Below are 16,749 nucleotides of genomic sequence, written 5' to 3' on the forward strand. Positions count from 1 at the left end.
ATGGGGCGAGGTGCTTCTCGATCTTTTGGGGGATGTGCGTCGCGTGGCGTGAGGTCTAGCGTGAGGGGGTGATGCCCGACGCCCACCCGCCCGTGAACCGGATCGTCGTCGGCATGCGCGTGGGCCTGCAGTTCGTCTTCCTGGCGCTGCTCGTGTTCGCCGTGGTGATGACGACCGTGTCTGGCCTGCCCCACGCGGCGCTTGTGATCTTCTTCGGGATCGTGATCGCCGCAACCTATCTGGCGGCGATGTTCGTGCACGGTTTCGCTGCGGTGCGGCTGCATCCCTCGTGGCGATCGGTCTGGGTGCTGGCGCTCACATTGGAGTGGGCCGTGCTGGTGTGGCTCACCCCGCACGCCGCCTACCTCGTCTTCCCGATCTTCTTCCTTCAGCTCGAGCTCTTACGCCCGCCGCTGGGTGCGCTGTCGGTCTGGCTCAGTGCGGGGTGGGCTGTGGCGGCGCTCGGAGTCGTCGGCGGGTGGTCTCTCGGTGGAGTGATCGGTCCGCTGATCGGCGCGGCCGTCGCGGTGCTACTGGGGAAGGCGTACAGCGCGCTGCGCGCGGAGGCGGCCGAACACGAGCGGCTCTACACCGAGCTGTCCGGCACCCAGCAGCGGTTGGCAGCGGTGGAGCGCGACGCCGGGGTGGCGGAGGAGCGGGCACGGGTGGCGCGCGACCTCCACGACACGGTGGCGCAGAACCTCTCCAGCATCGTGATGCTGCTGACGGCGGCGGAACGTGAGGGCGACGGGAGCGGCACGGTTCGCCTGGCGCGACAGACCGCGAGCGAGACGCTAGCCGAGACGCGTGCGCTGATCGGCGCGCTCACTCCTCCGTTGCTCGACGAGCACACGCTCGGCGGTGCGCTGCGTCGGCTGGCGGCGAACGCCTGGCGTGCGCCCGGGCTGGAGGTGGAGATCCGCGTCGCGGATTCGCTGGAACTGTCGATGACGCTGCAGACAGCACTGCTGCGGATCGCGCAGGGTGCCATGGCCAACGTCCTGCTGCACGCTGACGCCTCGCTGGCCTGGATCGAGATCACGCGCGATGAGCGAACCGTCCGGATGGTGATCGGCGACGACGGTGTCGGCATGGATCCCGATGCGATCGACACCATCCCTGCCACGCGTCAGGGCGGCTTCGGCATCCGCGCCACTCGGGAGCGCGTGGGCCAGCTCGGCGGAGTGCTGCGCATCGACAGTGCTCCCGGTGCGGGAACGGTGCTCATCGTGGAGGTTCCGGCATGAGCGTCCGCGTTCTCATCGTCGATGATCACGCCATCGTGCGTGCGGGGCTTCGGGCGCTGCTGGCCGCGGACGACGGCATCGAGGTGGTGGCCGATATCGAGGCCGCCGAGGATGCCGCAGACCTCGCCGCTGAGCACGCGGTGGACGTGGTGCTCATGGACCTGCAGTTCCACGGCCGCAGCGCGGGTGTCGACGCGACGCGGGCTGTCCGTGCTCTGCCCCAGCCGCCGGCGGTGCTGGTGCTCACCAACTACGACACCGACTCCGACATCCTCGCGGCCATCGAGGCCGGGGCGAACGGATACCTGTTGAAGGACGCTCCGCTGGACGATCTGCTCGCCGCGATCCATGCCGCAGCCCACGGGGAGAGCGCGCTGGCACCGGCGATCGCATCGCGACTGATCGAACGCATGCGCACCCCGCAGCGGACGCTGACCGCGCGCGAACTGGCGGTCCTGGAGCTCGCGGGTGCCGGTCTCAGCAACCGCGACCTCGCCCAGCGCCTGCACGTGACGGAGTCCACGGTGAAGACGCACCTCGCGAACATCTACACCAAGCTCGGCGTGGCCTCGCGCACGGCCGCGATCGCCGCCGCACGCGGGTCCGGGATGATCCGCTAGCGCCCCAGTCGGCGGAAATCGGGTCTACTTCGTGATGCACACAGAGTATCGCTGGTCCTCAGTCAGGCCATCGAGACGGCCACCCGGCAGAACATCTTCGAGAGCGCCCTCGGCGACATTGCCAAGCGCGGGCCAGATCAGCAGATTCGGGTTGTCCTGGTCGACGACCACAAAGCCCTGCGAGCTTTGCGGCATCCGTCGTGGCGCACCGGCGGCTGCCGGATCGCCCCTCTCGACGACATATGCCTCGTCCACGGTGAGGTCCTCGGCCGTCATCTCATCGCCGAGGTAGACCAGGGCTTGAAGATTCCGGGGTGTGCGCGCGGCAAGTTCGCTGCTGGACATCCCACCCATGGTTGGGAGATAGATCACATCACCGGGGATCAGGTTGGTGCCCTTCTTGATCTCCACGATCTTCTCCACCGTGAACTCCGCGAGGGTTACCGCGCCGACGAGCATTCCGGTCTTCGTGGTCACCTTGTCTCCGGCGAGCCATCGGTTGATCGTCCCGAAGGCGATGACATCCGACCTCTCCGCCACGGTTGACATCTTCTCGAACTGCTGGTCCACGACGGCCGAGAAATCGAGAAAACTCAACTTCGACGCAGTCCTGCTGGGCGGCCATGGCGCGTGGACCGCTGGCGAGACGGAACACCCTTCTGCTACTGATGCCCGAGCCGGAACGGTGTTCGTCGCGCACCCGGTGAGTGACATGCAGAGCACCACCAGACCGATGGCACTCCTACGTATGGTGATTCTGTTCACGCTGGTCTCCTCCGCACACATCTGACTATGTCGGTGGAGCGCGATGTCTTGCGCCGTGCCGATCTCAGTCTGCGGGGAGGGGGCCGGCGGTGGCGCCGAGGCGCTCGCGAATCGCCGTGGTGATGTCGGCGAGAGCGACGAGCTGCTCGGGGGTGAGCGCATCGATCACGAGACGCCGTGCGGTGGCAATGTGATCAGGCATCGCGTGCACGAGTGTGCGACGACCTTCCTCGGTCAGGCGGACGTTGGTAGCGCGCCCATCCTCGGGGCAGGGGAACCGCTCGACGAGCTCGCGCTTCTCCAAGCGAGAACACACGTGGGACAGGCGGGGGAGCGTAGCGCTGGTGGCCTCCGCCAGCGCGGTCATGCGCAGCGTGCTGTCGGGCGCGAATCGCAGGGCGGTGAGCGCGATGAACTCGAAATGGGTGAGCTGGGCATCGCGCTGCAGCTGTGCGTCCAGGGCGGTAGGCAGCAGCTGGGCGACCGTGATGAGCCCGAGCCAGGCCGCCGACTCCTGATCGTTCATACGCGGTACACGGAATGCCATGGCCCCATCCTACGTTACTTGTAGCAACAACTAATTAGGCGTACATTACTTGTATCAACAACTAAGTTCTTCGGAGGTCATCATGTCTGCTGTCACGATCATCGGCGCCGGAAGCCTGGCGGGCGCGGTGGGCGCACTCGCACGCAAGGCCGGTGCGGAGATTCAGGTGCTCGCTCGCGACGGCGAGAAGGCCAGCACCCTTGCCGCGGAGCTCGGCGGTCGCGGAGCGACGCTCGGAGCGGACGTCACGGGCGAGATCGTCGTGCTCGCGGTTCCCTACGACGCGGTGGCCGGCATCCTGGCTCAGTACGGCGAGGCGCTGGCGGGCAAGATCCTCGTGGACGCCACCAACCCCGTCGACTTCGCCACCTTCGACGACCTCGTCGTCCCGGCGGACTCCTCCGCCGCGCGTCTCATCCAGGACGCCGCTCCGCAGGCGCGCGTGGTCAAGGCGTTCAACGCCAACTTCGGCGCGACGCTGGCCACCGGCGTGGCGGGCGCACAGCCGACGACTGTTCTTGTCGCGGGCGATGATGCCGAGGCCAAGCAGGCCGTGACCGATCTGGTCGTGGCGGCGGGTCTGCGCGCGGTCGACGCCGGCGCGTTGAAGCGCGCACGTGAGCTTGAAGCGCTCGCCTTCCTGCAGATCACCCTGGCCGCCGCGGGGAAGACGCCGTGGACCGGCGGCTTCAGCCTGGTCGGCTGAGCGAGACCGGCGACTGATGTCACGCGTCTCGATGCCCGAGTGGGCTGCGCCCGCGGTCGCCACCGCGGGCGCAGCGCCGGACGGTACACGGATGGACACCGTCGAGCTGCTGGTGCGAGATCTCGACGCGATGACCGATTTCTACCAGCGCGCCGTGACGCTCGACGTCCTCGATCAGTCCGGCGCCACGGCGACCCTCGGGCGGGGCGGCGTCGCGGCAGTCGTGCTGCGCCAGGAGAAGGACCTGCCGGGTGCTGATCGCCGTGGCGCGGGGCTGTACCACACGGCTCTGCTGTTTCAAGATCAGTCTCGCCTCGCCGGCGCGCTCGCGTCGATGGCGGAGCGCGCCGGTCGCTATTACCAGGGCAGCGCCGACCACCTTGTGAGCGAGGCGTTCTACTTCGCCGACCCGGAGGGCAACGGCCTCGAGCTGTATCGTGACCGTCCCCGCGATGAGTGGTCGTTCCAGCCCGACGGCAGCCCGCTGATGGGATCGGAGCCGCTGGACCCGAACGCCTTCCTGCGCGCCTGGTATGACCCCGATGCTCCGGTCGGAGTGGACGTGACGGCCCTGATCGGCCACGTTCACCTGCAGGTGGGCGACGTGCCGATGGCCCGCGCGTTCTATGAGGGCGTGCTCGGCTTCGATGTGACCGCCGACATGGGGTCCGCGCTCTTCCTCTCCGCGGGTGGGTACCACCACCACATCGGCATGAACACCTGGCACAGCGCCGGAGCAGGACCGCGCGCGGCGACGCTCGGACTCGGTGACGTGCGTATCCGGGTGCCCGAACGTGACGACATCGCGGCGCTGGCGGATCGCCTTCGCCGTCACGGCATCGCCTCCGCGGACGACGGGCGGACGCTGCGCTTCTCCGACCCGTGGGGCACGCGTCTCGCGGTCAGCCCGGAGGGCGATCACTGACGATGCATCGCTCCTGACCCTCGGGCCAGGAGCGATGCGCGCGTAACGGCGGAGTTCAGACCCGGCGGAACAGGTCCGCCTCGAAGCGATACGCGTCGCCGCGGTACTTGTTCGTGCCGAGCAGCACGGGAGTGCCGTCAGCGGTGTAGGCGATCTCGTCGCCCACGAGGATCGCGGCACCCACCGATGTCCCCAGCAGGCGGGCCAGTGTGGTGTCGGCCACGGCCGCCATCACCGTGTACGCGCTCCGGTAGATGGCCACACCGCACCGCTCCTGCAGCGTCTCGTAGAGGGACGCGTCGGTGAGGTCGGCGGTCGCGATGCCCGGAGCGCGCTGCTCCGGGATCACCACCACGTCGTAACAGACGGGTGTGCCCTCCATCCCGCGTAGTCGATCGATCTGGATCACGGGCGAGGTGGGTGCCACGTGCAGGCGATCCGCCTCCTCCAGCGTGGCCGGCCGTGACACCTGTTGCAGCACCTTCGTCGTGGGGCGCAGTCCCCGAGCCCGTGCCATCTCGGTGAACGACTGCAGCGTGCTCGGTGGTTCGCCGATCACGTTGGTCGGCACATACCAGCCGCGCTGGGCCGAGCGCTGCAGCCGTCCCTCCGCCTCCAGCGCGGACAGTGCGACGCGCAGCGTGGCGCGGCTCACGTGCAGTGAACTCGACAGCGCGCGCTCGCCCGGCAGGCGCGATCCCGGCGCGTACAACCCGACATCGAGGTCGGTGACCAGCTGGTCGTACGCGTGAAGTGCAGCGGCGGGAAGATTCACGGCGTCACTGTACCACAAGAGGGTTCTGGGCCTTCCAGTATCTGTTTTGGATCACATACTGGTTTAACTGGTTCACGAGTGGTAGCGTTCCAGCCATGAACGCGGCGTATTGCGTTCATCCCCTGAACCAATGCAGTTTCTCAAGCCCAATGGAGTGAGCATGCTCGCGAGAAGGACCCGCACGGCACTGGCCGTCGCGACAAGTGTGACCGCAGTGCTGGCGATGACCGCCTGCGCACCCGGAGGTGGAACGGCCGCGCCGAGCGCAGCGCCATCGGCGGTGTCCGACGATGTCGCCGGAGCGGGCGACGTCACCCTCAAGCTCTCCGACTTCTGGGGATCCGCCGAAGAGGAGTGGATCGTCACGCTGGTCGACGAGTTCGAGAAGAAGTACCCCAACGTCACGATCGAGCGCACCCGTGAGGACTGGGGCCAGCTCACCAGCACCCTCAACCTCCAGCTGCAGGACGCCGGCGGACCCGACATCGCCTCGGCCAACAACGGCTGGTCCTCGCTCGGCACCCTGGCCAAGGGCGGACTCGTGTTGAACCTCGACTCCTACGCCGACCTCTACGGCTGGAAGGACCGCGTCCCCACCACCATCGCTCGCCAGAACGAGTTCACCACCGACTTCACCACCATCGGCGAGGGCTCGTGGTTCGCGACTCCGCTGGCCCGCACCTCCCTCATCGGCGTCTACTACAACGCCGACAAGCTGAAGAAGCTGGGCATCGAGGCACCGACCAGCCTCGACGAGCTGGAGAGCGCGGCGGCGAAGGCCAAGGAGGCGGGGGAGATCCCGTTCAACTACAGCGGACTGGACGGCAACACCGCCGTGCTGCTGGGCCTGCAGGCACTGTACGGCAGCGAGACGAACATCAATGACTTCGTCTACGGCAAGGGTGAGGTCACGGCCGAGCAGACCGGCATGACCGACGCCGCCACCACGCTGCAGAAGTGGAACACCAACGGCTGGCTCACCCCGAACTTCGAGGGCATCGACTACCAGACGTCGCTCGCGGACTTCCTCGACGGCACGGGCGTCTTCCGCTTCGACTACACCGGGGCACTGGGTCTCAGCGGCGACCAGCTCAACCAGTTCGGCTACATCCAGCTGCCGCAGGCTTCCGGGTCCGACACGGTCGGCGTTGGCGCGGCACCGGGCGCGATGGTGATCTCCGCCAAGACGAAGTACCCCGATGTGGCGGCAGCCTTCCTCGACTTCCTGATGTCCGATGAGGCCAGCCAGGCCGCCGCGGACCTCGGCCTGGTGCCGATGCTGAACCCCGACGTGAAGATCCCTGACGTGCTGAGCCAGCAGGGCGAGGCGGCCGCGGCCAAGACGCTGGATGCCGACAACGGTTACGTCCCGTACTTCGACTGGTCCAGCCCCACCATGCTCGACACGCTCACGCAGAACACGCAGCTGCTGCTGGCCGGCAAGGTGAAGCCGGAGGACGTCAGCGCGGCCGTGGACGCCGATCGGGACGCGTTCCTCGCGGGTTCCTGATCCCATGAGCGCGCTCAATGCGGGCGCGGTCTCCTCCGCTCGGGCGGGGGAGACCGGTGCCCCGGTCACACGTGCGGTGACCACCAGCGGTCGGCGCCGACGCGAGGCGCCCGCTCGCCGGCGCTCCCGCCGCATCGGGCTGCTGTTCGCGGCCCCCGGACTCATCCTCTACGCCGCCATCGTGCTGTGGCCGATGATCCAGTCGATCCAGTACTCGTTCTACAAGTGGGACGGCGTCACCACAGCGGTCTGGGTGGGCGTGCAGAACTACATCAATTTCTTCACCGATCCGGTGCTGCGCTCCACGCTCGGCAACGTGCTGGTGCTTCTGGTGTTCTTCGCCCTGCTCCCGATCGCTCTCGGTCTGGTGTCGGCGGCCCTCATCACGCGGGGCAAGCAGCCGGGCATGGCCGTGTACCGGTGGATCTTCTTCCTGCCGCAGGTGATGACAAGCGTGGTGATCGCCCTGCTGTTCAAGCGGATGTACGCACCCGAGGGACCGATCAACGAGGCCCTGCGTGCCGTGGGGCTCGATGTGCTCGCGAAGAACTGGCTCGGTGACTTCACCTGGGCGCTGCCCGCGGTGGGTCTCATCGGCACGTGGGTCACCTTCGGCTTCTGCATGGTGCTGTTCGTGTCCGGTGCGTCGTCGATCTCACCCGACTTGTTCGAGGCTGCACGGATGGATGGCGCCGGTCCCGTGCGGGAGTTCATGTCGGTCACCCTGCCGGGGCTGCGCGGACAGATCGCCGTGGCGCTCACGCTCACCATCACCGGTGCGCTGCGCGCGTTCGACCTTATCTGGATCACCACTCGCGGTGGTCCCGGAACCTCCACGCAGACGCCGGCCGTCGCACTCTACAAGGCCGCGTTCGTCAACCCGAACGTCGGTCAGGCTGCCGCCATCGGCGTCGTGATGGCCGTGTTCTGCCTGGTCATCGCGCTCGTGATCACCCGCGTGTCGGAGAAGGAGTGACCATGACCTCGCGCGCAGAACGGATCTGGAACTATGTGATCCTCACGCTGATGGCCGTGATCGTGCTGTGGCCGGTGGGGACGTTCGTCGCCGCCTCCGTCAGCCCGGACCGTGCGGGACGACCCTCCGCGGACCTGCAGTGGGGCAACTTCGTCACGGCGTGGCAGCAGGCGGAGTTCGGGCAGTCGATGACGGTGTCGTTCATCATCGCCGCCTCGGTGGTGGTCTTGAGCGTGGTGCTCGCGCTGCTCGGCGGATACGCCTTCGGGGTGCTGGGCGTCATCGGCGAGAAGTTCCTCTTCCCGCTGATCCTCCTCGGCATGATGATCTCGCTCGAAGTGATCATCGTGCCGCTTTACTACCAGTTCCGCACCCTCGGTCTCACCGACAACCTGCTCGGCGTCATCCTCATCCATACCGCGATGGGTGTGCCGTTCGGCATCTTCTGGATGCGTGCCGCGTTCCGCGCTCTCCCGCGCGCCGTGTTCGAATCCGCGGAGCTCGACGGTGCCGGACCCTGGCGCATGCTCTGGTCCATCGCGGTGCCCAACATCATGCCGGCGGTCTACACGCTGATCCTCCTGAACTTCATGTGGACCTGGAACGACTACTTCCTCTCCCTGGTGTTCCTGCACGGCGACAACCAGACGGCCACCGTGGCGCTCGGCGTGTTCCAGGGCAAGTACGTCACCCAGATCAACCTCATGGCGGCCGGTGGACTCATCGTCGCCGCGCCGGTCCTCATCCTCTACGTGATCTTCCAGCGGAAGTTCATCTCGGGGATGCTCGCCGGCGCCATCAAGGAATAGTCCTCCGCTCGTGCGGAACGAAACGAAAGCAGTACCACCGTGCAACTGACTCCCCGCATCCTGGACGATGCCGCGGCCGTGGGCGATGCCGTCGCCGACCTGATCGTCGAGCGTATGTCCGTCGCGGGCGATCGGCCCTTCCTCCTCGGCTGCCCGAGCGGGCGCACCGCCGTGCCGGTGTATGCCGCGCTCGCTCGGCGCGCGGCCGAGGGCGTCGACCTCTCCCGACTCGTCATCGTCATGATGGATGACTATGTGGTGCCGTCCGACGACGGCGGCTTCCGCATCGTCGACCCTGCGGCGTCCTACTCCTGCCTGCGTTTCGCGCGCGAGGAGATCCTGCAGCCGCTGGCCGCTGCGGCCGCGTCGGCGGGAACGGCGGCGCCGGAGCAGCTCTGGACCGCGGACCCCGATCAGCCGGAGGCCTTCGATGAGCGCATCGCAGCGGCCGGCGGGATCGACCTGTTCCTGCTCGCCTCGGGCGACAGCGACGGACACGTGGCCTTCAACCAGCCCGGAACGCCGCGCGATGCACGCACGCACCTGGTGACGCTCGGCGAAGCCACCCGGCGCGACAACATGGACACCTTCCCCGAGTTCACGCGGCTGGACATGGTGCCGCACAACGGCGTCACCGTCGGCATCGACACCATCGCCCGGCTCTCCGCAGAGGTGGTGATGATGCTGATCGGCGAGCACAAGCGTCGTGCCTTCGAGCGCATCACCACCGCGCACGAGTATCAGCCCGACTGGCCCGCCACCATCGTCACGGAGTGCCGCGGCGCGCTCCTGCTCGCCGACGCGGCGGCGGCGCACGAGCCGTCATGACCGTGGCGATCGGCGTGGACGTCGGCGGCACCCGCACGCGTGTGATGGCGGATGACGGCGAGTCCTTCGACCTCCCCAGCTCGCAGTGGCGCACCTCCCTCGACGATCCGCGTGCCGATGCCGACGCCCTGAGCCGGCTTCTCGTCTCACGGCTGGGTGACCTGGTGTCCACGGTCTCACTCGCCGTCGGCGCACACGGCTACGACACCACGCGCCAGTGCCGAGAGCTGGAGGCGGCGCTGAGCGCGTCGTTCTCCGGTCCGATCCTGGTGGTCAACGACTCCGAGCTCATGGCACCCGCGATGGATCGCGACGGAGGAATCGGTCTCGTGGTGGGTACGGGGTCGATCGCCACGGGCCGTGACGAAGACGGTGAACTGCTGACCGCGGGGGGATGGGGCTGGGCGCTCGGCGATGAGGGCAGCGCGGCCGGCCTCGTGCGCGAGGCGACCCGCGCGGTCCTCGCGCACTTCGACGAGGGCGAAAGCGTGGACGCCCTGGGACGCCGGCTCCTCGACCGATTCCACGCGCGAGACGGCGTGGAGCTCGCGTTCGCGGTCAGCGCCGCGACCTCGGCCGAGGAACGCGGAAAGCACGCCCGCGAGGTATTCCTCGCCGCCGATGAAGGGTCATTACTCGCACTGTCGGTGATCGAACAAGCGGGAGCCCGCCTCGCTGACCTGATCGCGCTCCTCCTGCGTCGCGGCGTCCACACCGACACCGTCGTGGCGGGTGGCGCCGTGATCGAGAACCAACCGCGACTTTCTGCCGCGCTGACGTCAGCGATCGTGGATCGCGGCCTGCCCGTCACCTTGCAGATCCTCACCCGTGCACCGGTCACCGGTGCCCTGAACCTCGCTCGGCGCGCGTCGCGACCGAGCACCCCGAATCCCCCCGAACAGGAGAGAACAGCATGAAAGTCACCCTCATCGGCGCCGGAAGCCGGCAGTTCGCCGGAACGATGATCCGCGACCTCCTGCTGAGCGAGCCGATCGCCCAGCAGGGTCTGGACATCGTCCTGATGGACATCGCGGCGGAGCCGCTCGCGGAGATGGAAGCGTACACGCGCGCCGTGATCGCCCGCCTGGGCCATGCCGCGATGGTGTCCGCCACCACCGATCTGGAGGAGGCGGTCACCGGTGCCGCCTTCATCATCACGGCGATCGAGGTGGACCGGTACCACTACTGGTCACAGGACTTCACCATTCCGCGCACCTACGGGTTCAAGCAGGTGTACGGCGAGAACGGTGGCCCCGGCGGACTGTTCCACGCGCTGCGGCAGTTCACGCCGCTGCTGGAGATCGCCCGAGCCATCGAGAAGCACGCCCCGGACGCGCTCTTCCTGAACTTCTCCAACCCGGAGCACAAGGTGTGCGAGGCGATCTCTCGCCTCACGTCGGTCAAGGTCGTCGGCCTCTGCCACGGCTACTTCATGGGCGCGCGCCAGATCTCCGCGCTGCTGGATAGGCCACGCGAAGAGCTGTACCTGCCCGCGGCCGGCATCAACCACTTCCAGTGGTTCCAGGAGGTGCGCGATCGCGCCACGGGCGAAGACCTCTACCCGCGACTGCGGGAGATCGAGCGCGAGGCGAACTGGGTGTCGGACTGGCACGAGATCGCCCTGTCCCGCATCCTGTTCCGTCGCTTCGGTCTGTGGCCGTCGCCGAGTGCCAACCACATCGGCGAGTACATCTCCTGGGCGGAGGACTACGTCCCCGCGCAGCTGCAGTACTTCCACGACCCGGCGGAGGGTTCGCCGTGGCGCGAAGGCGCCGCGACCCCCGAGTGGCACTACCACATTGGTCAGGTCGACACCGATCGTCCGTTCCACGGCGCCCGTACGGACGAGACGCTGATGTCGCTCGAAGCGTCGCTGGAAGACCGGCCGCTGGAGTCCTCCGAGGAGCTGGCCATCCCGATCATCGAGTGGGTCGGGTGCGGCGTGGAGCGGGACCTGCCCGCGGTCAACGTGCCGAACCGTGGGGCCATCCCGGGGCTACCCGACGAGATGGTCGTCGAAGTTCCCGCGCGCGTGGAGAACGGCGAGCTGGTTCCACTGCAGATGCAGGCGCTTCCGGAGGGCGTGCTGGCGATGATCCAGCGCCAGGGCTCGATCCACCGCCTGCTGGTGGAGGCCTACCAGGAGGAATCCAAGGACAAGCTGCTGCAGGCAATCCTGCTGGACCCGATCGTCGACTCGCACAACCGCGCGGTCGCGATGCTCGACGAGTTCCTGGAGCGGCAGCAGGACGCGCTGCCCCGCCTGGTCTGACTCTCCGATCCGAAAGCACCGATGAACCCTCCGTTCGATGTCGACACCGTCCTGAGCGAGCTCACTCTGGAGGAGAAGGCCTCTCTGCTGTCGGGCGTCGATGACTGGTACACCCAGGTCATCGATCGCCCGGGTCTGACCCGTCCGGTCCCCGCCATCGAGGTGGGTGACGGGCCGCACGGGCTCCGTAAGGAGACCGGCGTGGACATGGTGTGGGTTCCGGCGACGGGTTTCCCCACCGCGTCGGCGATGGGCGCGACGTGGGACCGCCGGCTCATGCGTCGGGTTGCCGCGGCGATCGGTGAGGAGGCTCGGGCCGAGGGTGTGCAGGTGGTGCTGGGGCCGGGTGTGAATATGAAGCGCTCGCCGCTGTGTGGCCGGAACTTCGAGTACTTCTCCGAGGATCCGCTTCACTCCGGCGAGCTGGGGGTCGCGTATGTCGCGGGTCTGCAGTCCGTCGGGGTCGGCGCTTCGCTGAAGCACTTCGCCGCCAACAACCAGGAGGTCGAGCGCACGCGCATCTCCGTGGTGGCCGATGAGCGCACCCTACGGGAGACGTATCTTGCGGCGTTCGAACGCGTGGTGACGCGCGCCGAACCCTGGACCGTGATGTGCTCGTACAACCGGCTGCTCGGTGTGCACGCGTCACAGAACCGCTGGCTGCTCACCGAGGTGCTGCGCGAGGACTGGGGCTTCACGGGCGCTGTGGTGTCGGACTGGGACGCCGTGCACGACCGGGTGGCGGCGCTGCGGGCCGGGCTCGATCTCGAGATGCCGGGGACCGGCGGTGTGACCGACGCGGAGATCGTCGCCGCCGTGCGCGATGGTGTGCTGGATCTCGCCGTTGTGGACGATGCCGCCCGTCGCGTGCTGCAGCTCGTCGCCCGCGCCTATCCGGGGGTCCAGCACGTGAATGGCGCAGTGATGGATCTCGGTCATCGTGCCGGGGATCGTCTCAGTGCGAGGCAACTGGAGGTGCTTCGGGCGGCGGAGCATCACGAGCTGGCGCGCGAGGCGGCCATCGCGGGGATCACGCTGCTGCGCAATTCCGGAAGGGTGCTGCCGCTGGCAGAGGACTCGGATGCGCGGATTGCCGTGATCGGCGCCTTCGCCGAACATCCGCGCATCCAGGGTGGCGGGTCGTCGGGGGTGGCTCCCACGCGCGTCGATGTGCCGCTGGAAGCGATCCGGGAGATCGCGGGTGAGCGAGTGCGCTACGCGCCTGGCTATGTCGCTGCGGTGCGCAACGCGTATCAAGACGACAATCTCGCCATCCTTGCCGCGCACGGCATCGCGTCCGAAGCCGATCGCCCCCGCGTTGCTCGCCGCTCGGAGGTCCTCTCCGCCGAGCTGCGGCTGGCGGAATCCGTGCAGCGGATCAGCACGCTCCCGCTGTCGGACACCGCGCGTCGGCTGATCGAGGAGGCGGCGGCCGTAGCCGCCGACGCCGATACCGTGGTGGTCTTCGCCGGCCTGCCGCTGTCGTACGAGCAGGAGGCGAATGATCGGTACACCCTCGCCCTGCCGGCGGATCAGAACGCTCTGCTGGTGCGAATGGCGGAGGTGTGCGCCGATACCGGGGCTGCGCTCATCGTGGTTCTCGCGAACGGATCGCCGGTGACGATGGACCTGTGGCACGATCACGCCGACGCCATCCTCGAGACCGGGCTCGGCGGTCAGGCGGTGGGATCCGCGGTGGCGGAGGTGCTGTTCGGTCGGCGCGCGCCGTCGGGGAAAACTGCGGAGACGTATCCGCTGTCGATCGAGGACACTCCCGGTTACCCGACCTGGCAGGGCGAACGAGGGACGGTGCTCTACGGCGAGGGCGTGTTCATCGGCTATCGCTGGTACGACGCGCTGCGGCGAGAAGTGCGCTACCCGTTCGGACACGGGTTGTCGTACACCGAGTTCGCGTACGCGGACCTCGCCGTGGAGGTCGTCGACGCTGCCGCGGGTGACGTGACGGTCGCGTGCACGATCGTCAACGCCGGCTCTCGTGCGGGTGACGAGGTGGTGCAGCTGTACGTCGGCGACCCCGAAGCGGAAGTCGCGCGTCCGATCCGGGAGCTGCGCGGGTTCGAGAAGGTGCGCCTTCAGCCCGCGGAGTCGGTGCGGATCGAGTTCGCGCTCCGCAATCGCGACTTCGCGTACTGGGACTCCGTCGCCGAGCGCGCTGATGGCAAGCGCGGGCTGTGGCGGCGCGAGGGCGGTGAGTTTCGTATTGAGGTGGCGGCGTCGTCGCGGGACATTCGTCTCAGCGCGACGATCCAGCTGCCCGATGACCCCACGATCCCGCCGCTGGTGCGGGATGCGGAGCTGCGCGACACGGTCGCCTCGCGTTTCGTGCAGGGCCACGCCGGCTGAGCGCCCTTCGTCTCGCTGGCGCGGTTGCTGAGCGAGCGAAGCGAGACGAGGTGCGCTCCGGAACCGCGAAGCGAGACGAACTGCCGCTCAGGGACCGCGGTGTGTCAGCTTCCGGTTGCTGACCGGGCGAAGCGAGACGAAGTGCCGCCACCGGGTCTCGCGCCGAGTGCCTAGCGTTCGCGTACCCGTTCGCGCTGGCGTAGCGGCTGGCGAATGAGCGCGGCGCCGTCGCATCGCTTCTCACAGTGAGCCAACTTCGTCGGTCTTGACCGCGTCCGCGTTCCCCAAACGAGGACATTTCGCGCAGAGGAGGACCACAGCGGCCACATCGTCCTATCTTGGCGACATCGTCCTCCTTTGACGCCGTCGTCCGCCGTGCACGTCTCGCGCTCGCGAGGGCGGAGTGACAGGATCGCGAGGGTGAGCATCTCCGAGCGGTCCCGCCCCAGCGCCGACGATCTGCTGGTGTTTCTCGAGGTTGCGCGTAGCGGCCGATTCACCACCGCGGCCGCTGCGCTGGGCGTGAATCACACGACGGTGGCGCGACGTATCGACGCGCTGGAGGGCGCGCTCGGTGGTCGCGTACTGGCCCGCGGTGCTTCGGGGTGGGTCCTGACTTCGCTGGGGCAGAGTGTGTTGGAGGCTGCGGAGAACGTCGAGAGGTCGATCGCGGGACTGGGGGAGCGGCCTGCATCGCTGACCGGCGTGGTGCGTCTGTCGGCGACGGACGGCTTCAGCGGTTTCATCGCGGCTCCGGCGATCGTCGCACTGCGGCGGCAGCATCCGGGAGCGTCTCTGGAGATGGTCGCGGCCACGCGACGGGCGGCCCAACAGCGAGGCGGTGCCGACCTGGAGGTGGTCGTCGGCAAGCCGCAGGTGAATCGCGCGGAGGCGACCCACCTCGCCGACTACGCACTCGGTCTGTATGCCAGCCGGTCATATCTGGCGGCGCACGGTGTGCCGACGTCGACCACCGAGCTGGCGGGTCGTCCATTGGTCTACTTCATCGAGTCGATCCTGCAGGTCGATGCGCTCGACGACGCCCGCAGCGTGGTTCCCGAAATGATCGACGCGGTCTCCAGCACCAACGTCTACGTTCACATCGAGGCGACGCGCGCCGGTGCCGGCATCGGGCTGCTTCCCGCGTTCCTCGCCGATCGACATGACGACCTGGTGCCGGTGCTGGCGGACGAGGTTCGCGTGACGCTGCCGTACTGGCTCGTCGTGCACCCCGAGGCGCTGCGCCAGCCGCTGGTTCTCGCGTACATCGCCGCCCTCCGATCGCGCATTGAACACGTCCGTGGGGACCTCCTCGGCCACCGTCGCTGACACCCCATCAGTGACCGATTCGCCGATCCGGTCCTGGATTCGCCGCCTGTTCATGTGCTGGCGTCCTGGAACGCCGCGTCACGCCCGGTCGTGAAGGGTGATGCGGTAGCCGTCGGGATCCGCGAACGTGAAGGTGCGACCGAAGGGGCCGTCGAAGGGCTCCGTCACGATGGTGTGTCCGTCGGCGACGAGTGAGTCGTGGATCGCCTGGACCTCCGTCGCGTGGAGCCAGATGGCCGTCCCGACGCCCGGGTGGTCAGCGCCCGTGAGATCGGTGTCGGGGAGCAGATCGCGGAGCGCGAACGTGGGCGTGGTGTCGAAGACCACAGCGTGCGGCGGTCCGGCGGGTGAGCGAACCAGACCGAGATGGCGCTCGTAGAAGACCTGCGATGCGGCGAGGTCGCGCACCTGGAGGGAGATGAAGTCGGGTCCGGTGACGGGCATGATGCTCCTTGATGTCAGTTAATTGACATCCACCGTATGTCAGAATACTGACATGAGTCAAGTGGGCATCACCCTGGAGACATCGCTGGGGTATCTCCTCAAGGAGGCGGCCAGCGCACTGCGCGCGGCCATGGAGGAGGTGCTCAAGCCGCTGGGTATGACCATCACCCACTACTCCTGTCTTGAATTGCTCGCGCAACGTCCGGGTCTGTCCAACTCGGAGCTGGCGCGGGGTGCCTTCGTCACTCGCCAGTCGATGAACGTCCTGCTGCAAGCGTTGGAGCGGGACGGGTACGTGACGCGGCCCGAGCGCGCGGACACGGGGCGCGCGCTTCCCACGCGGCTCACCGCATCGGGCAGACGCAGCTTGGAGGAGGCGTCGCGTGCCGTGCGAGAGGTCGAAGTTCGCATGCTCTCGGGCATGACCGAGGCGCAACAGGCCGACGCCCTCCACGCGTTGCGCAGCATGGTCAGTTCGCTCCGCGATGGGGGTTCCTGACCGAGCCGCCCGCGACGACGGGTGTCGTGAATCCATGAACATGCGCCGAATCCATGACCAATCCGTCGACTCGGTCAGGGATTCGCCGCAGGTTCATGCGTTGGCTCACTCAAGCTGCCGGTTTCACCCGCCA

General features: G+C 67.8%; 18 protein-coding genes. 14 read left to right on the forward strand and 4 right to left on the reverse strand.

Going from position 1 to position 16,749, the window contains the following annotated elements; all coding sequences use genetic code 11:
- The first annotated feature begins 71 nt into the window (after nucleotides 1-71).
- Both ABTV68_RS01720 and ABTV68_RS01725 read left to right on the forward strand, forming a co-directional pair.
- Nucleotides 72-1,247: a sensor histidine kinase gene (locus ABTV68_RS01720; protein WP_433675894.1), complete on the forward strand. Its 1,176-nt coding sequence runs from the start codon at nucleotides 72-74 to the stop codon at nucleotides 1,245-1,247.
- Entirely contained in the window at nucleotides 1,244-1,867 is a 624-nt protein-coding gene (locus ABTV68_RS01725; RefSeq protein ID WP_433675895.1) for a response regulator, read from the forward strand. Before ABTV68_RS01720 ends, ABTV68_RS01725 begins: the two co-directional genes overlap by 4 nt.
- A gap of 24 nt (nucleotides 1,868-1,891) precedes the next feature.
- Here ABTV68_RS01725 and ABTV68_RS01730 read toward each other — a convergent pair whose 3' ends face one another.
- The gene (locus ABTV68_RS01730) at nucleotides 1,892-2,407 is read right to left on the reverse strand and encodes a hypothetical protein (protein ID WP_433675896.1); all 516 of its coding nucleotides are present in this window, start codon (nucleotides 2,405-2,407) and stop codon (nucleotides 1,892-1,894) included.
- Here ABTV68_RS01730 and ABTV68_RS01735 point away from each other — a divergent pair.
- Nucleotides 2,385-2,657 carry a hypothetical protein gene (locus ABTV68_RS01735; RefSeq protein WP_433675897.1) on the forward strand — a complete coding sequence of 91 codons (273 nt, stop codon included), beginning with the start codon at nucleotides 2,385-2,387 and terminating at the stop codon, nucleotides 2,655-2,657. The two genes, ABTV68_RS01730 and ABTV68_RS01735, sit on opposite strands and share 23 nt — an antisense overlap.
- A gap of 39 nt (nucleotides 2,658-2,696) precedes the next feature.
- Here ABTV68_RS01735 and ABTV68_RS01740 read toward each other — a convergent pair whose 3' ends face one another.
- A complete protein-coding gene (locus ABTV68_RS01740) occupies nucleotides 2,697-3,179 on the reverse strand; it encodes a MarR family winged helix-turn-helix transcriptional regulator (RefSeq protein WP_433675898.1) in 483 nt (160 codons plus the stop codon).
- Between the two features lie 82 nt (nucleotides 3,180-3,261).
- Here ABTV68_RS01740 and ABTV68_RS01745 point away from each other — a divergent pair, with 82 nt between their 5' ends.
- Together ABTV68_RS01745 and ABTV68_RS01750 are read left to right on the forward strand one after the other, a co-directional pair.
- Nucleotides 3,262-3,885: an NADPH-dependent F420 reductase gene (locus ABTV68_RS01745; RefSeq protein ID WP_433675899.1), complete on the forward strand. Its 624-nt coding sequence runs from the start codon at nucleotides 3,262-3,264 to the stop codon at nucleotides 3,883-3,885.
- A 16-nt stretch (nucleotides 3,886-3,901) separates the two neighbouring features.
- The gene (locus tag ABTV68_RS01750) at nucleotides 3,902-4,810 is read left to right on the forward strand and encodes a VOC family protein (RefSeq protein ID WP_433675900.1); all 909 of its coding nucleotides are present in this window, start codon (nucleotides 3,902-3,904) and stop codon (nucleotides 4,808-4,810) included.
- A 55-nt stretch (nucleotides 4,811-4,865) separates the two neighbouring features.
- Here ABTV68_RS01750 and ABTV68_RS01755 read toward each other — a convergent pair whose 3' ends face one another.
- The gene (locus ABTV68_RS01755) at nucleotides 4,866-5,585 is read right to left on the reverse strand and encodes a GntR family transcriptional regulator (RefSeq protein WP_433675901.1); all 720 of its coding nucleotides are present in this window, start codon (nucleotides 5,583-5,585) and stop codon (nucleotides 4,866-4,868) included.
- Nucleotides 5,586-5,745: 160 nt separating this feature from the next.
- On the opposite strand from ABTV68_RS01755, the gene ABTV68_RS01760 reads away from it, so the two are divergent.
- The 8 genes from ABTV68_RS01760 to ABTV68_RS01795 all read left to right on the forward strand — a co-directional run bounded on the left by ABTV68_RS01760 (nucleotide 5,746) and on the right by ABTV68_RS01795 (nucleotide 15,673).
- Nucleotides 5,746-7,095, forward strand: coding sequence for an ABC transporter substrate-binding protein (locus tag ABTV68_RS01760; RefSeq protein WP_433675902.1), 1,350 nt, complete (start codon nucleotides 5,746-5,748; stop codon nucleotides 7,093-7,095).
- A gap of 4 nt (nucleotides 7,096-7,099) precedes the next feature.
- Nucleotides 7,100-8,071, forward strand: a complete 972-nt coding sequence (locus ABTV68_RS01765; protein ID WP_433675903.1) for a carbohydrate ABC transporter permease — start codon at nucleotides 7,100-7,102, stop codon at nucleotides 8,069-8,071.
- 2 nt (nucleotides 8,072-8,073) lie between these two features.
- Nucleotides 8,074-8,880 (forward strand): carbohydrate ABC transporter permease, encoded by an 807-nt coding sequence (locus ABTV68_RS01770; RefSeq protein ID WP_433675904.1) that lies wholly within the window; start codon nucleotides 8,074-8,076, stop codon nucleotides 8,878-8,880.
- 39 nt (nucleotides 8,881-8,919) lie between these two features.
- Nucleotides 8,920-9,708 carry a 6-phosphogluconolactonase gene (locus ABTV68_RS01775; protein ID WP_433675905.1) on the forward strand — a complete coding sequence of 263 codons (789 nt, stop codon included), beginning with the start codon at nucleotides 8,920-8,922 and terminating at the stop codon, nucleotides 9,706-9,708.
- Entirely contained in the window at nucleotides 9,705-10,625 is a 921-nt protein-coding gene (locus ABTV68_RS01780) for a BadF/BadG/BcrA/BcrD ATPase family protein (RefSeq protein ID WP_433675906.1), read from the forward strand. The genes ABTV68_RS01775 and ABTV68_RS01780 overlap by 4 nt, the downstream gene beginning before the upstream one ends.
- Nucleotides 10,622-11,980 (forward strand): hypothetical protein, encoded by a 1,359-nt coding sequence (locus ABTV68_RS01785; protein WP_433675907.1) that lies wholly within the window; start codon nucleotides 10,622-10,624, stop codon nucleotides 11,978-11,980. Before ABTV68_RS01780 ends, ABTV68_RS01785 begins: the two co-directional genes overlap by 4 nt.
- A 21-nt stretch (nucleotides 11,981-12,001) precedes the next feature.
- On the forward strand, nucleotides 12,002-14,344 hold the full coding sequence (locus ABTV68_RS01790; RefSeq protein ID WP_433675908.1) for a glycoside hydrolase family 3 C-terminal domain-containing protein: 2,343 nt from the start codon (nucleotides 12,002-12,004) through the stop codon (nucleotides 14,342-14,344).
- Between the two features lie 420 nt (nucleotides 14,345-14,764).
- A complete protein-coding gene (locus ABTV68_RS01795; RefSeq protein ID WP_433675909.1) occupies nucleotides 14,765-15,673 on the forward strand; it encodes a LysR family transcriptional regulator in 909 nt (302 codons plus the stop codon).
- Between the two features lie 78 nt (nucleotides 15,674-15,751).
- On the opposite strand, the gene ABTV68_RS01800 is transcribed toward ABTV68_RS01795, so the two are convergent.
- Nucleotides 15,752-16,117: a VOC family protein gene (locus ABTV68_RS01800; protein ID WP_433675910.1), complete on the reverse strand. Its 366-nt coding sequence runs from the start codon at nucleotides 16,115-16,117 to the stop codon at nucleotides 15,752-15,754.
- Between the two features lie 52 nt (nucleotides 16,118-16,169).
- On the opposite strand from ABTV68_RS01800, the gene ABTV68_RS01805 reads away from it, so the two are divergent.
- On the forward strand, nucleotides 16,170-16,616 hold the full coding sequence (locus ABTV68_RS01805) for a MarR family winged helix-turn-helix transcriptional regulator (RefSeq protein WP_433675911.1): 447 nt from the start codon (nucleotides 16,170-16,172) through the stop codon (nucleotides 16,614-16,616).
- The last annotated feature ends 133 nt before the right edge of the window (nucleotides 16,617-16,749 follow it).

The sequence above is a fragment of the Microbacterium gorillae genome, assembly GCF_050990725.1.
Lineage (GTDB): Bacteria > Actinomycetota > Actinomycetes > Actinomycetales > Microbacteriaceae > Microbacterium > Microbacterium gorillae_A.

Bases quoted from the DNA above. Each gene is read 5' to 3' on its own strand.
- ABTV68_RS01770 (WP_433675904.1), top strand. From the start codon at position 8,074: ATGACCTCGCGCGCAGAACGGATCTGGAACTATGTGATCCTCACGCTG.
- ABTV68_RS01780 (WP_433675906.1), top strand. From the start codon at position 9,705: ATGACCGTGGCGATCGGCGTGGACGTCGGCGGCACCCGCACGCGTGTG.
- ABTV68_RS01800 (WP_433675910.1), bottom strand. From the start codon at position 16,117: ATGCCCGTCACCGGACCCGACTTCATCTCCCTCCAGGTGCGCGACCTC.
- ABTV68_RS01785 (WP_433675907.1), top strand. From the start codon at position 10,622: ATGAAAGTCACCCTCATCGGCGCCGGAAGCCGGCAGTTCGCCGGAACG.
- ABTV68_RS01760 (WP_433675902.1), top strand. From the start codon at position 5,746: ATGCTCGCGAGAAGGACCCGCACGGCACTGGCCGTCGCGACAAGTGTG.
- ABTV68_RS01720 (WP_433675894.1), top strand. From the start codon at position 72: ATGCCCGACGCCCACCCGCCCGTGAACCGGATCGTCGTCGGCATGCGC.
- ABTV68_RS01725 (WP_433675895.1), top strand. From the start codon at position 1,244: ATGAGCGTCCGCGTTCTCATCGTCGATGATCACGCCATCGTGCGTGCG.
- ABTV68_RS01750 (WP_433675900.1), top strand. From the start codon at position 3,902: ATGTCACGCGTCTCGATGCCCGAGTGGGCTGCGCCCGCGGTCGCCACC.
- ABTV68_RS01790 (WP_433675908.1), top strand. From the start codon at position 12,002: ATGAACCCTCCGTTCGATGTCGACACCGTCCTGAGCGAGCTCACTCTG.
- ABTV68_RS01765 (WP_433675903.1), top strand. From the start codon at position 7,100: ATGAGCGCGCTCAATGCGGGCGCGGTCTCCTCCGCTCGGGCGGGGGAG.
- ABTV68_RS01805 (WP_433675911.1), top strand. From the start codon at position 16,170: ATGAGTCAAGTGGGCATCACCCTGGAGACATCGCTGGGGTATCTCCTC.
- ABTV68_RS01740 (WP_433675898.1), bottom strand. From the start codon at position 3,179: ATGGCATTCCGTGTACCGCGTATGAACGATCAGGAGTCGGCGGCCTGG.
- ABTV68_RS01745 (WP_433675899.1), top strand. From the start codon at position 3,262: ATGTCTGCTGTCACGATCATCGGCGCCGGAAGCCTGGCGGGCGCGGTG.
- ABTV68_RS01735 (WP_433675897.1), top strand. From the start codon at position 2,385: ATGACATCCGACCTCTCCGCCACGGTTGACATCTTCTCGAACTGCTGG.